Annotated in this window: 18 protein-coding genes and 1 tRNA gene; 11 read left to right on the top strand and 8 right to left on the bottom strand. The window is 65.7% G+C overall.

Annotated features, from left to right (window positions below):
* Positions 1-6: 6 nt before the first annotated feature.
* The 4 genes from NF551_RS00655 to NF551_RS00640 are packed head-to-tail and all read left to right on the top strand — an operon-like array spanning position 7 to position 5,289.
* Positions 7-1,068, top strand: a complete 1,062-nt coding sequence (locus NF551_RS00655) for a 1-phosphofructokinase family hexose kinase (RefSeq protein ID WP_227896547.1) — start codon at positions 7-9, stop codon at positions 1,066-1,068.
* Positions 1,068-3,248: a PTS fructose transporter subunit IIABC gene (locus NF551_RS00650; protein ID WP_227896546.1), complete on the top strand. Its 2,181-nt coding sequence runs from the start codon at positions 1,068-1,070 to the stop codon at positions 3,246-3,248. The genes NF551_RS00655 and NF551_RS00650 overlap by 1 nt, the downstream gene beginning before the upstream one ends.
* A gap of 33 nt (positions 3,249-3,281) precedes the next feature.
* Positions 3,282-4,976, top strand: coding sequence for a phosphoenolpyruvate--protein phosphotransferase (gene ptsP / locus NF551_RS00645; protein ID WP_227896545.1), 1,695 nt, complete (start codon positions 3,282-3,284; stop codon positions 4,974-4,976).
* Positions 4,977-5,010: 34 nt separating this feature from the next.
* The gene (locus NF551_RS00640; RefSeq protein WP_227896544.1) at positions 5,011-5,289 is read left to right on the top strand and encodes an HPr family phosphocarrier protein; all 279 of its coding nucleotides are present in this window, start codon (positions 5,011-5,013) and stop codon (positions 5,287-5,289) included.
* Between the two features lie 157 nt (positions 5,290-5,446).
* On the opposite strand, the gene NF551_RS00635 is transcribed toward NF551_RS00640, so the two are convergent.
* The 3 genes from NF551_RS00635 to NF551_RS00625 form a co-directional block, all read right to left on the bottom strand.
* The gene (locus tag NF551_RS00635) at positions 5,447-6,187 is read right to left on the bottom strand and encodes a hypothetical protein (RefSeq protein ID WP_227896543.1); all 741 of its coding nucleotides are present in this window, start codon (positions 6,185-6,187) and stop codon (positions 5,447-5,449) included.
* Complete coding sequence (locus tag NF551_RS00630; protein ID WP_227896542.1) at positions 6,184-6,912, bottom strand: helix-turn-helix domain-containing protein; 729 nt, start codon at positions 6,910-6,912, stop codon at positions 6,184-6,186. The genes NF551_RS00635 and NF551_RS00630 overlap by 4 nt, the downstream gene beginning before the upstream one ends.
* 172 nt (positions 6,913-7,084) lie before the next feature.
* Positions 7,085-7,675: a hypothetical protein gene (locus NF551_RS00625; RefSeq protein WP_227896541.1), complete on the bottom strand. Its 591-nt coding sequence runs from the start codon at positions 7,673-7,675 to the stop codon at positions 7,085-7,087.
* Positions 7,676-7,839: 164 nt separating this feature from the next.
* Between NF551_RS00625 and NF551_RS00620 the strand changes: the two genes are divergently transcribed.
* Positions 7,840-8,928 carry an iron-containing redox enzyme family protein gene (locus NF551_RS00620; RefSeq protein WP_227896540.1) on the top strand — a complete coding sequence of 363 codons (1,089 nt, stop codon included), beginning with the start codon at positions 7,840-7,842 and terminating at the stop codon, positions 8,926-8,928.
* Positions 8,925-9,224, top strand: coding sequence for a CDGSH iron-sulfur domain-containing protein (locus NF551_RS00615; RefSeq protein ID WP_341482276.1), 300 nt, complete (start codon positions 8,925-8,927; stop codon positions 9,222-9,224). Before NF551_RS00620 ends, NF551_RS00615 begins: the two co-directional genes overlap by 4 nt.
* A 77-nt stretch (positions 9,225-9,301) precedes the next feature.
* Here the strand turns inward: NF551_RS00615 and NF551_RS00610 are convergent.
* A tRNA-Lys gene (locus tag NF551_RS00610) sits at positions 9,302-9,374 on the bottom strand.
* Positions 9,375-9,547: 173 nt separating this feature from the next.
* Here NF551_RS00610 and NF551_RS00605 point away from each other — a divergent pair.
* The 3 genes from NF551_RS00605 (at position 9,548) to NF551_RS00595 (ending at position 12,043) form a co-directional block, all read left to right on the top strand.
* Positions 9,548-10,192, top strand: a complete 645-nt coding sequence (locus tag NF551_RS00605; protein ID WP_227896539.1) for a hypothetical protein — start codon at positions 9,548-9,550, stop codon at positions 10,190-10,192.
* A 222-nt stretch (positions 10,193-10,414) separates the two neighbouring features.
* Positions 10,415-11,032 (top strand): DUF47 domain-containing protein, encoded by a 618-nt coding sequence (locus NF551_RS00600; RefSeq protein ID WP_227896538.1) that lies wholly within the window; start codon positions 10,415-10,417, stop codon positions 11,030-11,032.
* Positions 11,033-12,043: an inorganic phosphate transporter gene (locus tag NF551_RS00595; protein WP_227896537.1), complete on the top strand. Its 1,011-nt coding sequence runs from the start codon at positions 11,033-11,035 to the stop codon at positions 12,041-12,043.
* Between the two features lie 29 nt (positions 12,044-12,072).
* Here NF551_RS00595 and pstB read toward each other — a convergent pair whose 3' ends face one another.
* The 4 genes from pstB to pstS form a co-directional block, all read right to left on the bottom strand.
* The gene (pstB, locus tag NF551_RS00590) at positions 12,073-12,852 is read right to left on the bottom strand and encodes a phosphate ABC transporter ATP-binding protein PstB (protein ID WP_227896536.1); all 780 of its coding nucleotides are present in this window, start codon (positions 12,850-12,852) and stop codon (positions 12,073-12,075) included.
* A 78-nt stretch (positions 12,853-12,930) separates the two neighbouring features.
* Positions 12,931-14,028, bottom strand: coding sequence for a phosphate ABC transporter permease PstA (pstA, locus tag NF551_RS00585; protein WP_423721987.1), 1,098 nt, complete (start codon positions 14,026-14,028; stop codon positions 12,931-12,933).
* Positions 14,029-14,030: 2 nt separating this feature from the next.
* Positions 14,031-14,999, bottom strand: coding sequence for a phosphate ABC transporter permease subunit PstC (pstC, locus tag NF551_RS00580; protein WP_231704561.1), 969 nt, complete (start codon positions 14,997-14,999; stop codon positions 14,031-14,033).
* A gap of 134 nt (positions 15,000-15,133) precedes the next feature.
* Complete coding sequence (gene pstS, locus NF551_RS00575; RefSeq protein WP_227896533.1) at positions 15,134-16,255, bottom strand: phosphate ABC transporter substrate-binding protein PstS; 1,122 nt, start codon at positions 16,253-16,255, stop codon at positions 15,134-15,136.
* A 280-nt stretch (positions 16,256-16,535) separates the two neighbouring features.
* On the opposite strand from pstS, the gene NF551_RS00570 reads away from it, so the two are divergent.
* A complete protein-coding gene (locus NF551_RS00570; RefSeq protein ID WP_227896532.1) occupies positions 16,536-17,666 on the top strand; it encodes an FUSC family protein in 1,131 nt (376 codons plus the stop codon).
* A 62-nt stretch (positions 17,667-17,728) separates the two neighbouring features.
* A complete protein-coding gene (gene radA / locus NF551_RS00565; RefSeq protein WP_227896531.1) occupies positions 17,729-19,096 on the top strand; it encodes a DNA repair protein RadA in 1,368 nt (455 codons plus the stop codon).
* The last annotated feature ends 30 nt before the right edge of the window (positions 19,097-19,126 follow it).

Raw genomic sequence — 19,126 nt, 5'->3', positions numbered from 1 at the left:
GGGCACATGTACGCAGCAATGAACCGGGGCGCCATAGTGACGCTCACCGCCAACCCGAGCCTCGACAGGACGATTGAACTCGCCGGCACCCTGATGCGCGGGGCTGTCCAACGGGCCGCTGGCAGCTACGAGGAATCCGGCGGCAAGGGCGTAAACGTCTGCCGGGCGCTGAAAGCCTCCGGCACTGACTGCATTGCAGTCCTGCCCGGTGACGACTCGGATCCCGTCATGGCCGGGCTCCGTGCGGCGGACATTGATTACCGCAACCTCCCCATCGGTACTGCTCTCCGGGCGAACCTGACGCTGACCGAGCCGGACGGCACCACCACGAAGGTCAACCTTCCCGGACCGGAGCTGGACACGTCCCTGCTGGAGAGCCTTGTGGCCCTCACAGTGGATGCCTGCGCCGGCCCCGGGGATTCCATGCCGGCAAGCTGGCTGGTGCTGGCCGGCTCGCTGCCACCGGGTCTTCCGGCGGACTTCTACGCGGTCGCCGCCCGCGCCGTCCGCGAACGGTTCGGTGCAGCGGCACCACTGCTTGCCCTCGATTCATCCGGCGTTCCCCTGCTGGGAGCACTGCTCCATGATGCCGCCCCGGACCTGCTCAAACCCAACGGCGAGGAACTTTCCGAGGTCACAGGCATCGCCTCCGGCGAGGAACTCGAAGCGAACCCTCCCTTGGCGGCGAGCGCCGCCATGACACTGATCGAGCGCGGAGTCGGCGCTGTCCTGGCCACGCTGGGTGCAAAGGGCGCCCTGCTGGTAACTCGCGACGGCGCCTGGCTGGCTACCCGTCCGCCCGTGGCTGCGCGGTCCACGGTCGGTGCGGGTGACTCTTCGCTGGCCGGGTACCTCCTGGCGGCGACGGCGGGACAGGCTCCTCCTGACTGCCTGCGCCAAGCTGTCGCCCACGGCGCGGCAGCTGCGTCCCTTCCTGGCTCCACCGTGCCTTCGATGGAGCAAACCGAACCGGGGGCGGTGACGGTCAGTCCACTCGAACTGCATCCGGTTCCGCCCGTAATTCCCCGGGGCGGTCCTGCATCAACCATGCCTAAGGAGCAAGACTGATGTCAGATTTGATCATTCCAGACCTGGTAACCCTCGACCAGGACCTGGGCACAACGCGTGAGCAGGTCATCCGCCACCTTGCCGAAAAGGTCGTGGCCACCGGCCGGGCCACCAGTTTTGACGAGCTCTTCGGAGATGCGATGGCCCGTGAGCAGAAAACCGCCACGGGCGTACCGGGCGGGATAGCCATTCCACACTGTCGATCCGCCGCCGTCACCCAGGCGAGCCTGGCCATGGCACGGCTGAAACCTCCGGTGGACTGGGGCGCCAAGGACGGCCCGGCGGACATCGTGTTCTTCATCGCCGCTCCTGAAGGCGCCGACCAGGAACACCTGCAGCTGCTGGCAAAACTTGCGCGGTCACTGATCAAGAAGGACTTCACATCAGCCCTTCGCAACGCAGCAACGCCTCAGGCGGTCGTGGAACTCGTGGACGGTGCACTGGGGCTGGGACCGGCACCCCGGACAACCCCGGCTCCCGCCACCGGCTCCACGGACGCCGGATCCGGTGCATCCGCCGCAGACCATCCAGGCGGAGCATCTGCAGCGGCTGCCGGAGGTGCCGCAGCAGGCGCCACCCCCGCAGGCGCCGGAGCAGGTTCGGAAAACCCCGCGGGGACCGTGAGCGGCGGCGGCGGAACCGCAACAGCAGGAGACGAACCGGCGTCGGCATCCGGTCCCAGGCCGGAGAGCCTCGTGGCAGTCACAGCCTGTCCCACAGGAATTGCCCATACCTACATGGCTGCGGATTCCCTCGCTGCGGCCGCAGCTGAACGCGGCATAGACCTGCAGGTCGAGACCCAGGGATCGGCCGGTTCCACCCCGCTGGACCCCGAGGTGATCAAGAACGCCTCGGCGGTGATTTTCGCCGTTGACGTGGATGTCCGGGACAAGGGCCGCTTCGGCGGAAAGCCTGTGGTCAGCGGCCCCGTCAAGCGAGGCATCGACGAGCCCGGCGTGATGATCGACGAAGCCCTGGCAGCCGCCAAGGACCCCAATTCCCGGAAGGTTTCCGGAGGCGGAGGCGGCGGCGAGGAGCGGGCATCTTCGGGCGGAGAGAACTTCGGCGGGCAGCTCAAACGGGCCCTGCTCACCGGCGTCAGCTACATGATCCCCTTCGTCGCCGGCGGCGGCCTGCTGATCGCCCTCGGCTTCCTGCTCGGCGGCTATGAGCTCTCACTCTCCGACGACGCCGGGGTTGCCAACGGCGATAACATGCTTGACGGAACTGGGCTCTTCAACCTTCCGCCCGAGGGGCTGGTGGCCTATCTGGGAGCGGTTTTCTGGAAGATCGGCAACATCTCCCTGGCTTTCCTGGTCCCGGCCCTGGCCGGCTACATCGCCTACGCCCTGGCGGACCGCCCGGGCATCGCACCCGGGTTCACGGCAGGCGCCGTGGCCGTGTACATGGATGCAGGCTTCCTCGGCGGCATCGCCGGCGGCTTGTTGGCCGGTTACGTAGCCATGTGGGTGGGGCATTGGAAGGTCCCAAGCTGGCTTCGCGGACTCATGCCCGTGGTTATCATTCCGCTCCTCGCCTCCCTCATAGCGTCCGGTTTGCTGCTACTGGTCCTTGGCGGACCCATCGCCGCGCTGACACTTGCCCTGAACGACTGGCTGTCCGGCCTGACCGGCGTCGCCGCTGTGGGGCTGGGCGTGATCCTGGGCCTGATGATGGGCGCCGACCTCGGCGGACCGATCAACAAGGTGGCCTACGCCTTTGCCGTAGCCGGGCTGAGCGAGGGCGCCTTCGACAACCAGGCACCCTGGCAGATCATGGCCGCGGTCATGGCCGCAGGCATGGTTCCGCCGCTGGGCATGGCGCTGGCGACCGTGCTGGACAAGAGCCAGTTCAGCATGGCCCTCCGGGAGAACGGCAAGGCCGCCTGGCTGCTGGGCGCGGCATTCATTTCGGAAGGCGCGATTCCCTTCGCAGCCTCCGATCCGCTGCGGGTTATCCCCTCCACCATGCTGGGCGGAGCTACTGCCGGTGCAATCTGCATGGCCGCGGGAGTAACGTCGCAGGCACCCCACGGCGGGATCTTCGTCTTCTTTGCAATCGGGAACATCCTGATGTTCATCGTCGCAATCCTCGCCGGCATGGTCGTCAGCGCGCTTGTCCTGGTCGGCCTGAAACGGGCAACATCGCCAAAGAACACGACGGAACCCATTGTTGCCTAGGAACCGCCGCGGGACCCACAGAGAGGTACTTTAATGCGCACCATCAAGGGAATCGGAGTCAGCCCGGGCCGGGTGCTGGGCCCGTCTCTGCGGATGCCGCCGCCCGTTCCGGAACCGGATGCCGGCCTCAAGTTCGGGCCCCGCAGTTCCGTGGACGGGGAAAAGGCACGCCTGAAGGACGCCGCGGAAAACGTGCGCGAAGACCTCAAGCGCCGGTCCGCAGCGGCTTCAGGCGATGCCAAGGCCGTCCTTGATGCGACCGCGATGATGGCAACGGACCCCATGCTCCTCAAGGCAGCCGGGAAGCACATCAACAACGGGATGGCAGCCGACCGGGCCATCTGGGAAGCAGGCCTGGAGGTCGCTTCCATGCTTCAGAGCCTGGGCGGGTACATGGCAGAGCGGACCCAGGACGTGCTGGACGTGCGTGCCCGCATCGTCGCCGAGCTGGACGGCCTGCCGGCGCCCGGCATACCGGCGTCGGACGTTCCCTTCATCCTGACCGCAGAGGAACTGGCACCGGCGGACACTGCGACACTCGACCCGGCACTGGTGATCGGACTCGTCACCAGCGGCGGCGGCCCGCAGTCGCATACCGCCATCCTGGCCCGGTCCCTCGGCCTGCCCGCCGTCGTGGGAGCAGCGAGCGCTGATTCGATCGTTGACGGTGCAGAAATCTACCTGGACGGCGCCACGGGGACAGTCGTCGTGAACCCCGGAGTTGCCGAACGCGAGGCAGCACAGAAGTACGCCTCACGGGGCTCCCTTCCAGCCTTCAACGGAGTGGGTACGACGTCGGACGGCCACCGCGTCCCCCTGCTCGCCAACGTGGGTTCGGGCAAGGATGCCGTAGCGGCAGCCGCGGCCGGGGCGGAAGGCGTGGGACTGCTGCGGACGGAGTTCTGTTTCCTTGGCCGCGACACCGAACCAAGCATTGAGGAGCAGGTCGCCGCCTACGGCGCAGTGTTTGAGGCCTTTCCGGGCCGCAAGGTGGTGATCCGGACACTGGACGCCGGGGCGGACAAGCCGCTGCCGTTCCTGACGGACGCCACCGAACCCAATCCGGCACTTGGGGTCCGCGGGTTCCGTACGGACCGGTCCTCCCCCGGAGTCCTCACAAGGCAGCTGGAGGCGATTGCCGCGGCGGCCGGTTCCCATGAATCGGATGTATGGGTGATGGCACCGATGATTTCCACCGCCGATGAAGCGGCCGACTTCGCGGTGATGTGCGGCGCCGCAGGGCTGGCAACGCCGGGCGTCATGATCGAAGTGCCTGCCGCTGCGATCATGTCCAGGGCAGTCTTGTCGCGGGTTAAGTTTGCGTCCCTGGGCACCAATGACCTGACGCAGTACACCATGGCGGCCGACCGGCAGCTCGGAACACTGGCGTCCCTTAACGACCCCTGGCAGCCGGCTGTCCTGCAGCTCATTGCCGCAACCGTGGCCGGCGGTGCCGCAGCGGGGGACGTGGACGGAACTGTGCGCAGTGTGGGTGTCTGCGGGGAAGCAGCGGCAGACCCGGCCCTCGCCGTCGTGCTGACCGGGCTGGGCGTGAACACGTTGTCCATGACTCCCCGGGCTCTTTCTACCGTGGGTGCGGTCCTGGCCTCCGTGACCCTCCCCCAGGCCCAGGAGCTGGCGGCACTCGCCCTGGCCGCCGAAACCGCAGCCGAGGGGCGTACCCAGGTGAGGCGCAAGCTACCCATCCTGGAGCAGCTCGGCCTGTAAAGCATTCCTGATGACCTAATGGAAGGACATACCAATGGCTGAACGCCAAGCAACCATCGCCAGCAGGGTGGGACTGCATGCCCGCCCCGCCTCACTTTTTGCGGAAGCAGCCGCGGCCCAGCCGGTGGAGGTAACGATCGCCATGGAAGGCGATTCTGCGGAAGAGGCAATGGATGCCTCGTCCATGCTTTCCCTGATGAGCCTGGGCGCGTCACACGGAGACGTGGTTGTCCTGCGGGCGGAAGGCGATGGCGCAGACGCTGCGCTGGACGAGCTGGTCAAGATCCTGGAAACGGACCTGGACGCCCAATAGCCTGCGCGTTCCAACAGGATGGAAAAAGGTGAAGCCAGCGGCCTGTTGGGCCGCTGGCTTCATTAGCAACTTCACGCTGACCCCCCACAGGCAGCGGACGTTACATATTCATTAGTCTGGCACACCAGCATGAATATGTGAACAAAATCTGTGAAATTCAACTCACGTTTCTGTAACTTTCGGCTAGCGGACTCGGCCGGGGCCGGATCATTTGCCGGCGGTGTGACGCCCACATGATGGCAAGACCCACCGTGACGAGGATGACCGCAGAAAATGGCAGGAGCAGCATGAAGGCCCCGAGATCGGCGACGAGGGCGAGCGCCGTGAAGACCACGACGATGGCGAGTCCGATACCCATGAGTCCGGCCCCGATTCGGTGCGGCAGGCGGTAGCAGGTATTGCGGGATGCGGCGAGCGCCGGAGCGCACACACAAGCCGCGACATAGGCAGGGTAGAGCCGCCCCAGCATGGCGTAGACCTGGACGGAAACCTGGTCGTCATAGGCGTACAGGCTGGTAGACGTGGCAGGCAGGTCACTGGCGACGAAGAATCCGACGGTCAGCGCAACGATGATGCCCAGGACCACCAGCCCGACCGGCCCAATGATCAGCTTCTTCGCCCAGTCGGCACCAAAAGCCGCTGCGCCGCGCACGCCGAGGATGACGAAGACACCGTACAGCGCCATCCTTAGGAAAAGGTTGGCAATGTTCACGCCTCCCACCAGCGGGTCAACAGCGGTATAGATTGCGGGCAGACTCAAACCCACGGACACGGATATCAGCACCATGCACGCGAACATCATGCGGTTGCGCCCCCGGATTGCGTCCGGCAGGCGGAAAAGTGCGAAGAGGGAACTGATCCCAAAAGCCGTCATCTGGACGGCAACTCCTGCGGTCATCCCAAGTTCTCCAAAAGTGCGTGGTCATATTTTTCGTCGTGTTCGCGTTTCCGCAAAACTTTGGCAAGTGCATCCAGCCGGTCCCGCGCAAGGGTGACCAGTTCGACGTCGGACAAACCTGCGACAGCTTGTTCCCTGGCCCCCGGAGGCCAGCCGCCTTCTTCAGGCTGCAGCACGCCGGTGACAACCAGTCCGCTGGTAAGGGAAACGCCTGACAGGCGCGCCGCCTGGACTGCGACGTCAGGCGCCAGCCGTTCCGCGCTTAGCTGGGCAGAAATATTCTGCGGGGCGATCCCCGTGGCGGCCGAGAGCCGCTGGCGCAGGTCCCCTGCATCGATGGCTTCGAACCACAGACGCACTGAACCGGCATACGGAAAAACGCACTGTTCCAGCTGGAGGCCGGATTCTGGCTCTGATGCGGCCCTTGTCAGGAGGGTGCGCAGAATGCAGGGATAGGACACCTGGCTGATGAGCTCTGCATCAGTGGGCGCACGGCGGCCCTCAGCCAGTCCCTCGAATTCGGGAAAAGCAGACAGGGCGATGACCGGATCCTCGTCGAAGGCGCGGGCCACGCGCACCACGGTGTCTACCGACACTGTTCCGCGCACCAGCTGCTGTGCGAGGGTCGAGCGCTTGATTCCGGTCTTCCGGCAGAGGTCGCTCGTAGATTCCCCTGGCGCCACAGAGGTGCGCCAAGTCTGGAATGCCTTGGCGGCAATCCCCATTGCTTCCCCCTGATTGGATTCTTCGAACAGGCATCAGTATACTGTGATGACTGGCTCCCCTCTCTGCGTTCCCCCCATATGCAGAGGCGGGAGCCAGCTCCAATTAACCCCAATTAACTCCGGTTAACCGGTGCTGCGATCCGAATTCCTGCGTTGAACAGCCGGCCCGACGCTACCCGGCCCGCCGGCGTGCGGCAGCTCGTGCCTCTTCCCAGGCTTCCTCGAGCTGATCCACGGCCGAGGCACAGAGCTGCACTGCTTCGTCGCTCCCGGGCTCTGACTCCGCCGCCGCCTGCGCAGCCTCTGCCGCGGCGGCTGCCCGGGCAAGCCTGCTGGTCTCAACTTCCCGCACATCCGAGATCCCCGGATACTCACTGCCCTTCCAGGGATCGAGTTCGTAGGAACTCCAGTCCAGCAGCACAGCCTGGCGCCGCTGCGCCAGCGCTTGGATCCGGGTTTTCCGCAGTTTCCTGCGGCGGGCAGCCAGCCTTCGCACGTGCCTGCGCCGCAGCCATAATCCTCCGGCTGCTGAACCCGCCATCACGGCCAGCCCGGTGACGGCAGCAGCACCCGGACCTGAGACCCCTGCCCACGCCACGGCGGCGACGGCAGTGAGCACACCCGTGAGGCCAATCCAGAAGAGCCGTTCGCCGTCGCCCCTCCGAAGTGCCGAATCCATCGCAGGAACACCAAGGAGGACAGCCGCGGCAGCCAGCAGGAGGGCGGGGAAGGCGGCCAGGAAGCCGTTATCCATGCCTGGCATAGGCGGAGTGCTCCCTTCACGGTGCTGACTGAGCGGGCTGAGCGGGCTGCGAACTGTGCGGCGGACAGTGCCGCAAAATACCAAGTATGCTGATGGACGACGTTTTCGGAAGTCTTCTTCGTAAAAATCAAGCATCGCATGACGCCTCACACCTAAGGAACTACATGTTGGTACCTGCTCCGCGGGGAGAGCTCACCTCCGCACTCTTGGATGTCCTTCAGTCTGGCCCGGAGGCTTCTCCGGACGCGTACCGGAGGCTGGAGGCGACCGCCCGTGACGTCCTCGACGCGGCCGGGGACATCCTTCGGCACGATGATGTGCAGCTGGCGCTGTTCTGCTTGTTTGAGCTCCACTACAGCGGCCTGGACGGGGTGGATCCCGACATGGAATGGCAGCCGGAGCTGATCAAGGTCCGGCGCTTGCTCGAAGCGGCCTTCGAGGCGGCCCTGCGGGAGGAAGTGCACGTACCCGCCCTGCCCGCCCCCGAGGCAGAGCAGGTGGCCCAGGCCCTGTTCGCCATGGCCGCGGATGACGACGGACCGAGCGTTTCCCGGTTCATCGCCCGGCACGCGACCGAGGACCAGCTGCGGGAGTTCCTGGTTTTGCGTTCTGTCTATCAACTGCGCGAAGCGGATCCCCACAGCTGGGCGATTCCCCGCCTGGCGGTTGGGCGGGCCAAGGCTGCGCTGGTAGAAATCCAGGCCGATGAATACGGGGGCGGGCGGCCGGAGCGGATGCATTCCCTGCTGTTCGCCCGCACCATGGAGGGGCTGGGACTGGATACGCGCTACGGCTACTACCTGGACCGTGTTTCCGCCCTGGTCCTGGCCTCATCGAACGCCATGTCCCTCTTCGGCCTGAACCGGCGCCTGCGCGGTTCGATCGCCGGGCACCTGGCTGCGTTTGAGATGACCTCCTCGATCCCCAACTCGTTCTACGCCAGGGGATTCAAGCGCGCGGGCTACGGGGAGGACGTCACGTTCTACTTCGATGAGCACGTCGAGGCAGATGCGGTCCATGAGCAGATTGCTGCCCGGGACCTGGCCGGAGGGCTTGCCGAAGCGGAGCCGGAACTCCTGGCGGACATTCTGTTTGGCGCCTCGACCGTGCTGACGCTGGACGCCCTCCAGGGCGAGGAGCAGCTTGCCGCCTGGACGGAAGGCTGCTCGGCCCTCCGCGAGCTCCCGGGGCAGGGTTCCGGTGCCGCGGCCGCCCTCGCGGCCGATGCCGCCGCCGTCGGGGTCCCGGCATGAGTGCCGCGCCGTCCGGCCCGGCTGCGACCATCCCGGCTGCGACCATCAAGAGCACTGGAATCAGGGTCGTGGCAGCAGGGGACAGCGCGGACCCTGACGCCGTGAGCCTGACATCCTGCCCCGGAGGGCCGCTGCTGGTCCGTGGAGACTTCGAGGTGCAGGCCGACGACGGAACGGTAATTCCGAAGAACCGGGAAACCGTGGCCTTGTGCCGCTGCACCGGATCCAAGATCAAGCCGTGGTGCGACGGCACCCATAAGCTCCTCAAGCGCCCGGCGGCAGAGGCTGAGGAATAACGCCCCGCAGGTGGACAAAAGCAAGAAGCACCCCGGTTCAGATGAACCGGGGTGCTTCTTCGCCGTTCGGCGCAGGGTGGGCCCTGTGGGGCTCGAACCCACGACCCACGGATTAAAAGTCCGATGCTCTACCAACTGAGCTAAAGGCCCCCCGCCAACTGGCCGCGGAATACTCCGGGCGTGTCGACTTTTCCACTTTATCGCACGGCTTACGAATCGTGGAAACCCCTCGCAGGCCGTGCTGGGCCAAGGCGCGGCTGGCAGCGTTTCCGCCTGCCGGAAGCCGCCTCGATTCCCGGTTCCGGCGGGAGTATTCTCAAAATATGACTGAGTCGAATGCATCGGTTCCCCGTCACCACAAGCCAAAGCTCTACGCGCCCATGGACTTCGCCAACCACCCCGGCGGCGCAGACCCGGCCCGCGTCTCGGAAGCTGCCCATCTGGCCGCCCAGGCACTGGTCCACCATGGCAGGCAGAGCGATGATCCGGAGGTTACACGGCGCCTGGTCGAGCTTGCTGACCAGCAGGGCCTGGAAGCCATTGCCGAGATCTGGGCCACCAGTCCGGCACGGTCACTTCCGGGCGCGCTCTGGCGCCTGTACGCACTGCGGGCCGCGGTCCAGCAGAATCCTGAGCGGGTCGCGTCCTACTATGCGGCCGGCAAGGAAGCCGCGCAGGTGTCCAAGGTCGTGGCAGGAGTCGCCGAGCCCCTTGGCGCTGACGAAGTGCGGGCCATGGCCGACACGATTCTCTCCGGTGCCTTCGAGGGAGATTTCGACGTCGCCCTGGAACGCTTCGCCGCTTTCTGCCGCGTGGTGGCCCTCGGTGAAACGCATCACGCGGACTCCACTGAGACGGCCAACAGCGAGCGTGCCACCGAGCTGACCCGCAACGCCCGGCAGCTGGTTTTGACCGCTGAAGACCTGGAACATTCGGCTGAAGCGTGGCGCCGCGGCGAGCTGGACTGACCATCAACCCGCTGCTCCGGGCCTGTGGACAGCGCAGTTGACATCGGAGACGGGGAGTAGAAAACTGAAACTGGTGTCGGACCGCGGAACCCCCGGGCTTCAACTTAGAGCCGCTTCGAGCGGCCTTCCGCCGAGAGGCGCTCCCGGTTCGGCACCGTTACTCTTTCCTCCATCGGATATTCTTACCGGTGTGACGACCCCCCAGCAGCCCAGGTCCACCCGATGAAGCTCCGCCTTTTCCCGCAGGAGAATGCCGGCCTTGACCTGCTGTCCCGGATGGCGTCGCAGGCCGTGCGCGGTACGGCCACCCTTTCCGAGGCCCTTGGTGCCGAGCCGGCGGAGTTTCCCCGGCTGGCCGAGGAACTCCACGCGCTGGAAGCGGAGACAACGGAGCTCCATTTCGCGCTGATGACGCAGATGCGGACCAGCTTCATCAACCCGCTCCCCCGCGAAGACCTGTACGACCTCTCCCTCATTCTGCTGGCGGCAATGGAGCGCCTCGACAGTGCGGCTGAGATCATTTCCCTCTACAAACTGACGAACGTCTCCCGCAGGGCGGCCGAACAGCTCGAAGTCGTTGGCCGGCAGTCCGAGCTGACGGTTGCCGCCATGCGGACCCTCGCCTCTCTGGAGGACCTCGAGGACTACTGGATTGAGATGCTGCGCCTGAGCAAACGCGTGGAACGGACCCACCGCATGTGGCTGGCGGAGCTCGCCAACGACCACAAAGCCCTCTCCTACATCCGCCACCGGGACCTCGCAGACCAGCTCGCGGCGGCGTCGAAGGAACTGCGCCGCGTGGGAACCTACGTAGGCAACATCCTGGTGCGGGAATCGTAGGTGACCACCGCCCTGCTCGTCGCCGTGATCGCCTTTGCGGGCTGCTACGCCTTCATCAACGGCTTCCACGACGTCTCCAACTCCGTTGCGGCCGCGCTGCGGACCCGGGCATTGACCCCAGGCGCCGCCGTCGTCTCGGCCAGCGTCTTTAATCTCCTGGGCGCGCTGATGAGTACCACCCTGGCATTGGTCCTGGCGGATCTGTTCATCAAGCTGCCCGCCGGAAGCAGCGGGCTGGGGATCCTCATAGCCGGGCTGGCAGCGGCCTGTGCGTGGGGTTTATGGACGTGGCTGCGCAGAATGCCATCCTCCTCCACACACGCCCTTGTAGGCGGCATTGTGGGTTCCGGAGCGGCATCCACGCTCGTTGGCGGGCAGAGCATCTCCGAGTCGTTCCGGGTGCTCTGGGACCAGATCGCCCTGCCCCTGCTGCTCTCCCCCGTGATTGCCTTTGTTCTGGCCTATCTGCTGGTGTATCCCGTGATGTGGCTGATGCGGTACAGCTCGCTGCGCCGGGGGGACGCCGGCAACCGGATTGCGCAGTCCGTGCTGTCCGCGGCCTTTTCACTGGGTCACGGCATGCAGGACGGGCAGCGGACCATGGCAGTGATTGTCCTGGGTCTGGTGGCTGCGGGCTACTCGACCGGCGGCCAAATCCCCTGGGGGGTGCAGCTGTTCGCCGGAGGCGCCCTTGCTGCGGGCGCACTGTTCGGCGGATGGCGGATCACCCACACCCTTGGCTACCGGCTGGTGCGCATTGATCCGCTGCGCGGCATGAGCGCGCAGGCCGTAGCCACGGCGATGCTCTTCCTGGGCGGGCTGTGGCTGCACATTCCACTCTCCAGCACCCAGACCATGACGTCCGCGATTGTCGGTGCGGGAGCCAACCGCCGCTTTGCCGCGGTACGGTTCATTCCGCTTCGCGAGATCCTGGTCACGTGGCTGATCACTGCACCGGCTGCAGCCCTGCTGGGCGGGATCTTCTTCCTGGCGCTCAGTCCGCTGCTCTGAGGCCGGCCTCCGCCTGCAAAAACTCCGGGTTAACCGAAGCGGCCTGAGACGTAGTCCTCCGTGGCCTTCACTGACGGATTGTTGAAGATCACCGTGGTGTCGTCATACTCAATGAGCTTGCCGGGCTTGCCGGTGCCGGCGATATTGAAGAACGCCGTCTTGTCCGAGACCCGTGCGGCCTGCTGCATGTTGTGCGTGACGATCACGACCGTGTAGTCGCTCTTGAGCTCCTCGATGAGGTCCTCGATGGCCAGCGTTGAAATGGGGTCCAGGGCCGAGCAGGGCTCATCCATCAGGATCACCTCGGGTGAGACCGCAATCGCCCGGGCAATGCACAGGCGCTGCTGCTGGCCGCCGGAGAGGCCTGAGCCGGGCTTGTTCAGCCGGTCCTTGACCTCGCGCCACAGGTTCGCGCCGGTGAGGGACTTCTCCACCAGGTCATCGGCGTCGGACTTGGAGATCCGCTTGTTGTTCAGCTTCACGCCGGCCAGCACATTGTCACGGATGGACATGGTGGGGAACGGGTTCGGGCGCTGGAACACCATGCCGATGTGGCTCCGGACGGTCACGGGATCGACGCCGGGGCCGTAGAGGTTTTCGCCGTCGAGCAGGACTTCACCCTCCACGCGGGCACCGGGAAGGACTTCATGCATCCGGTTCAGCGTGCGCAGGAAGGTGGACTTGCCGCAGCCGGACGGGCCGATGAACGCGGTCACCGAGCGCGGTTCCATCTTGATGCTGACGTCTTCGACGGCCAGGAAGTCGCCGTAGTAGACGTTGAGGCCCTTGACGTCGATTCGCTTGGACATGTGTTTCCTTCTGTTCTGTTCCGGTGGACATCCGTACGGATGTCCTGTGCCGCAGCAGCGGCCGGGTCGGTCTGGAGGTCAGCGGCCGGTCTTCGGCGCGAAGATTCGCGCGACCAGCCGTGCGGCAAGGTTCAGCAGCATGACCATCACGATCAGCAGCAGGGCGGCGGCCCAGGCACGCTGCGTGCTCGGGTCGGTGTTGGTCGGTGAGGTCGGGCTCATCAGCTGCCGGTAAATGAAGGTCGGAAGGCTGGCCATCCAGCCGGCAAACACGTTGAGGTTGATGGTGTTCACAAAGCCGGCCGTCACCAGCAGCGGTGCGGTCTCGCCAATAACGCGGGCTATCGCCAGGGTAACGCCGGAGGCAATGCCGGAGATGGCAGTGGGCACCACGACCTTGAGGATGGTCCGCCATTTGCGCACGCCCAGTGCATAGGCGGCCTCGCGCAGCTCGTTCGGGACGATCTTGAGCATTTCCTCCGTCGAGCGCACCACCACGGGGATCATCAGGACGGAGAGCGCGACGGCGGCAACAAAGCCGGTGCGGGTACCCGGCCCGAACAGCAGGCCGAAGAACGCGGCGGCGAACAGGCCCGCGACGATCGAGGGGATGCCGGTCATCACGTCGACAAAGAACGTGATGGCACGGGCAAGGGGGCCGCCCTTGCTGTACTCGACAAGGTAGACGGCGGTGAGCAGGCCGATCGGCACGGAGATGACCGTCGCCCACAGCGTGATCAGCAGGGTGCCCATGATCGCGTGGTAGGCACCGCCGAGGACCGGTCCCCCGGTCTCCACGGTGTTGTTGTCCACGGTGCCGGTCATGCCGCCCATGGAAGTAAACAGGAAGTCCGGGCTGAGGCCGGGGATGCCGCGCACCAGCACGGTAAAGATCACCGAGACCAGCGGGACCAGCGCCAGGATGAAGGCACCGTAGATCAGGTTCGTGGCGAAGCGGTCCGCGGCCCGGCGGCTGCCTTCGACGACGCGGGTGAGGATTGTTCCGGCAGCCACGAAAAGGACGGCGGAGAAGATCGCGAACGATGCGATATGGAAGCCGAGGAGAGCGGAAAGCGCAGCGCCCAGGATGACCGAGGCCGCCAGGACGGCCCACATGGCATAGCCCGGCAGCCGGTTCTTGGTCAGTGATGAGGAGCGGGTCAAAGTGGTGTCAATCATCAGTTGGCTCCCGAGAATTCTTTGTGGCGGCTGATGATCCAGCGGGCAATGACGTTCACGATCAGCGTGATCACGAAGAGGACCAGGCCTGCGGCGATCAGCTCAGAGAGGCGCAGGCCGTACGCCTCGGGGAAATTCAGTGCGATTTCCGCGGCGATCGTCTGGTTGCCGGGCCGGATCAGGCTGGCGATGAGGCCGCCGGAGGACAGCACCAGGGCTACGGCCATGGTCTCTCCGAGGGCGCGGCCCAGTCCCAGCATCACGGCGCTGATAATGCCCGGACGCGCGAAGGGGAAGACGGACATGCGGATCATTTCCCAGCGGGTGGCGCCCATGGCCAGGGCTGCTTCCTCATGGAGCTTGGGAGTCTGCAGGAAGATCTCCCGGCTCAGCGAGGTGATGATCGGCAGGACCATGACTGCAAGGACGATGCCGGCGGTGAGCATGGTCTTGCCCGTCTGGCTCGCGGGTCCGGTGAAGAGGGGGAACCAGCCTGCGTTATCGGCAAGCCAGTTGTACGGGCCCACTAGTGCGGGTGCCAGCACGGTCATGCCCCAGGCTCCGTAGACCACTGACGGAATGGCGGCCAGCAGGTCCACGACGTAGCCAAGGGTCTGGGCGAGCCTGCGCGGCGCATAGTGGGAAATAAACAGGGCGACGCCGATTCCCACGGGAGTTGCAATCAGCAGTGCGATGGTGGCGGCAATGACCGTGCCGATCACCAGCGGGAAGATGTAGGCCAGGAAGCCCGAGCCGCCTGAGATGTCCGATGAGGATGCGGTGAAGGTGGGGAGTGCCTGCCACAGCAGGAAGGCTGCGACGGCGAACAGGACAGTCAGGATGAGGCATCCTGCCAGGAGCGTGATGCCGGAGAAGACTTTGTCCCCCGCGCGCCCGGCACCGCCGGTGCCCTGTATTGACTTGCTTGACACTGCACAACCCTTCGAACTTTGTTGGCACTTTTGCATTACGTTGTGGACAAGACACCGCACTCGCCAGTTTTCACTGTCCATCGATGAGATTCAAGCTGGGCCCGGACCGGGCGAATGCCCCGCGCTGCGCCCGCGGCGCGGCGCGGGGACTGTCCCTTCAGCTCTTGGTTTCAGGAAGCAACCTTGATGGAATCGAGAGCTTTCGAAGCCTGTTCCTGCAGGTTAGCGGACAACGGGGCGTTGCCTGCGGCATCGGCCGCGGCTGCCTGGCCCTCAGCACTGACCACGTAGTGGCCAAAAGCCTTCACCAAGTCCACAGTTTCCTGGTCCTCATACGCAGTGCAGTAGAGGTGATAGGAGACCAACACCACAGGGTAGGCACCGGATTCAGTGGTGTCCCGGGCAAGTTCCATGGCCATATCCAGCTCCGGACGTCCCTCTCCCTCTACCGGAGTCGAAGCCTCCACGGCCTTCGCCGCCGCATCAGGGGTGTAGGCAACGTAGTCATCACCCACCTTCACGGCTACCGTGCCCATGGTTCCGACGGCTGAGGCGTCCGCGTAGGTGATTGCGCCTTCTGTAGCGCTGGCTGCCGATACGACGCCGCTGGTGCCCTGGGCGTTTTCCTGGCCGCTTAGCGCGGCTGGCCATTCGCCGTCGGGCTCATCGGTCCAGACCGACGGAGCCGCAGCGGCGAGGAATTCAGTGAAGTTTTCCGTGGTTCCCGACTCGTCCGACCGGTGGACCACCGTGATGGCGGTGGCCGGCAGTTCCGTGCCCTCGTTCTGGCCGGTAATGGCCGGATCGTTCCACACGGTGATCTCGCCGCGGAAGATCCCGGCGAGGGTGTCAGCGTCGAGGTTCAGTTCCTCCACAGCCTCGAGATTGAACGCGATGGCGATGGGGGAAATGTAGGCGGGAATGTGGAGGGCACCGTCGGGACCGCAGACTTCAAGGGACGATGCGGCTTCCTCGTCCGACAGGTAGGCGTCCGTTCCAGCGAACTGCACCCCTCCCGCCAGCAGGGCTTCGCGGCCTGCGCCCGAGCCGTCCGGTGAGTACTGGACCGAGGCGGTGGGGTTGGCGGAGTTGAACCCGGCGATCCAGGCGTCCATGGCGGCAGACTGCGAGCTGGCCCCTGCCCCGGTAAGCGTTCCGGAGGCGGTCGAGGCGGAGGCCGCGGCATCTGTGCCGGCGGCGGCGCCGGTGGCGTTGTCAGAGCCACAGGCGGCCAGGGCCAGGGCGGATGCCGAAAGAACGGCCGCGGTGCGGCCCAAGCTCAATACCTTCACGTTGTTGTTCCCTTTCAAGGGTGTGGTGGCATTTCCGGCGCCAAGAGCGCCGGGAGACCGTGTTCCTGGGCGGATTTCCCGTCCCGCAACTGAGCGTGCCCTCCCAAAGTGAACAAAAAGTGAACTGGGGCCAAGCACTGGGGGAATTCCCGTAGCGTTCAGGCCTCCCGCTTGTTTCCACAGGGTCCGGAAACAAGCGGGCATAGATCCAGCCGGCCATCTGCCGGTCATAGTGACTCGCCGGGTCGGCACTTCGGCGGAGCCGTCCTAGACTAATCCCATGCCAGCCCGTAACCGTATCGCCGCCAGCCGCGGGTTCCTGCGGGACCGGTTCCGGGTAGGGGTGAAGCGCAGCGGAGCCTCGGTCATCCCCGCACTGCAGATGACAATCTGCGCGGTGGGTGCCTATGCCTTTGCTGAATATGTACTCGGCCACGAAGGTCCGCTGTTCGCAGCGACCGCTGCCCTGATATCGCTCGGCTTTTCCCGGGAACCGCGGACCCGCCGGGTGCTGGAGGTCGGAATCGGCTGCACGCTGGGCATCACGATCGGTGAGGCGCTGCTCCATGTCCTTGGCACCGGTCTCTGGCAGGCCGCCGTCGTACTCTTTGCTTCCCTGATGCTGGCGCGTTTCCTGGACCGCGGAGTCATCTTCACCACCCAGCTGGGACTGCAGTCCCTGCTCGTGGTGCTGCTTCCGGCGCCCGACGGCGGTGTCTTCACCCGCAGCGCCGACGCGGTGGTGGGCGGCATCTTCGCCCTGATCGTCACCATGCTGGCGCCGCGCGACCCCCGGCGCGAACCGAAATCCAACATTCGGGAACTGCTCAGCGAACTCTCCGCCGTGCTGCGCCAGACCGCTGACGCGCTGGTCCGCAGCGACTCGACCTTGGCCTGGCATGCATTGGTCCGGGCCAGGAATACCCAGCCGCAGCTGGACCTTCTGGCCCGCAGTATCCGTGATGCCCGCGAGGTCGCGAGGATTTCTCCGGCCTACCGGCGGTACCTCGCCGAGCTCGGCGACCTGCGCGGATCCGTCAGTTACCTGGACCTGGCGATCCGCAACAGCCGGGTCTTCGCCCGCCGGTCCACCTCCGTGATCAACCACGCAGCACTGTCGGATTCAGCGCTGGAGAAAGTCTCCGAAGTCATCAATGACACCGCCGACGCCGTTGATGTTCTGGCCCGGGCCCTGGGCGGCGGGGAATCCGCAGCCATGCGCGAACGCCACCTGCGCCAGGCCCGCAACGAACTTGCCGCCGTCGCGTCCCGGCTGCACCCCGCGAATTTGGAGGTCACCGATCTGTACGGCGATGCCCTGGTGATGCTCTTCCGGCCGCTGGTGGTCGATCTCCTCGAAGCCACCGGCCTGCCTCACGAAGAAGCGGTCAGCTACCTTTCCGAGGTCTAGCCTCCCGGCGGCAGCCGGCCTGCGTGGCCGGCCGTGTCAGTGCCGCCAGATAGCCTGTTGGCATGGCCACCAAGACATCCCGGGCAAAAACTGCCAACTACCGCTGCACCGAATGCGGCTGGACCGCCGTGAAGTGGGTGGGCCGCTGCGGTGAGTGCCAGGCCTGGGGAACAGTGGAGGAAGCCGGGGAAGTACTGGCCCGGACCACGCCTGCCGCAACAGTCGCCCGCCCGGCGCAGCGGATCGCTGACGTCGACGCCACCACTGCCGCTTACCAGCCCACCGGGGTGGGCGAGCTGGACCGCGTGCTGGGCGGCGGCCTCGTCCCCGGCGCCGTCATCCTGCTGGCTGGGGAACCGGGTGTCGGCAAGTCCACGCTGCTGCTGGATGTCGCCGCACGGGTAGCCGGGCAGGGCAAGGACGTTCTCTACGTCACCGGCGAAGAATCCACCGCTCAGGTAAAGCTGCGTGCTGAACGGATCGGCGCGGTGTCCCAGAGCCTCTACCTCAGTGCGGAAACCGACCTGGGCCAGGCGCTCGGCCAGGTCGAGCAGGTCAAGCCAGCCCTGCTGATCGTGGATTCGGTGCAGACGCTGAGCAGCTCCGCGGTGGACGGCAGCGCCGGCGGTGTCAGCCAGGTCCGTGAGGTCGCGGCGTCGCTCATCAATGCGGCCAAGACCAGGAACATGACCACCTTGCTGGTCGGCCACGTCACCAAGGACGGTTCAATCGCCGGCCCCCGGCTGCTGGAACACCTGGTGGACGTGGTCTGCCAGTTCGACGGCGACCGCCACTCGCGCCTCCGGCTGGTCCGTGCGGTCAAGAACCGCTACGGCCCCACGGACGAAGTGGGCTGCTTCGATCTCACTGAAGACGGCATCGTAGGACTGGCTGACCCGTCCGGCCTGTTCGTTTCCCGCACCAAGGAACCCGTGTCCGGAACCTGCATCACGGTAACCCTGGAAGGGCGGCGTCCGCTCGTTGCCGAGGTCCAGGCTCTGCTGGCTGAAACCGGAAACGCCCAGGCCCGCCGGGCCACGAGCGGCCTGGACTCGGCCCGAGTGGCCATGCTGCTTGCCGTGCTGCAGCAGCGCGCCTCCATGAACCTCGCCAAGGACGACAGCTACGTTGCCACCGTTGGCGGAGTGAAACTGTCCGAACCGGCAACCGACCTCGCCGTCGCCCTGGCCGTTGCTTCGGCCAAGATGAACAAGCCTCTTCCTGCCCGGCTCATAGCCTTCGGGGAAGTCGGCCTGGCCGGGGAGGTCCGTCCGATACCCGGCATAGCCCGCAGGGTGCAGGAAGCCGAACGGCTGGGGTTCAGCCATGCCGTAGTTCCGGCATCCCCCAACGGTCCGGGCCAGGTTCCCGCCGGCTTCAAGGTACGTGAGGTCACTACGCTCTCCGAGGCACTGGAACTGCTCTTCTAGGGCGCGCCTGTCCCGCGGGTGTGAGCTTTC

The organism is Arthrobacter caoxuetaonis (assembly GCF_023921125.1).
Taxonomy (GTDB): domain Bacteria; phylum Actinomycetota; class Actinomycetes; order Actinomycetales; family Micrococcaceae; genus Arthrobacter_B; species Arthrobacter_B caoxuetaonis.
The sequence above is the reverse complement of the archived record's forward strand: the minus strand, read 5'-3'. Positions and strand labels throughout refer to the sequence as shown.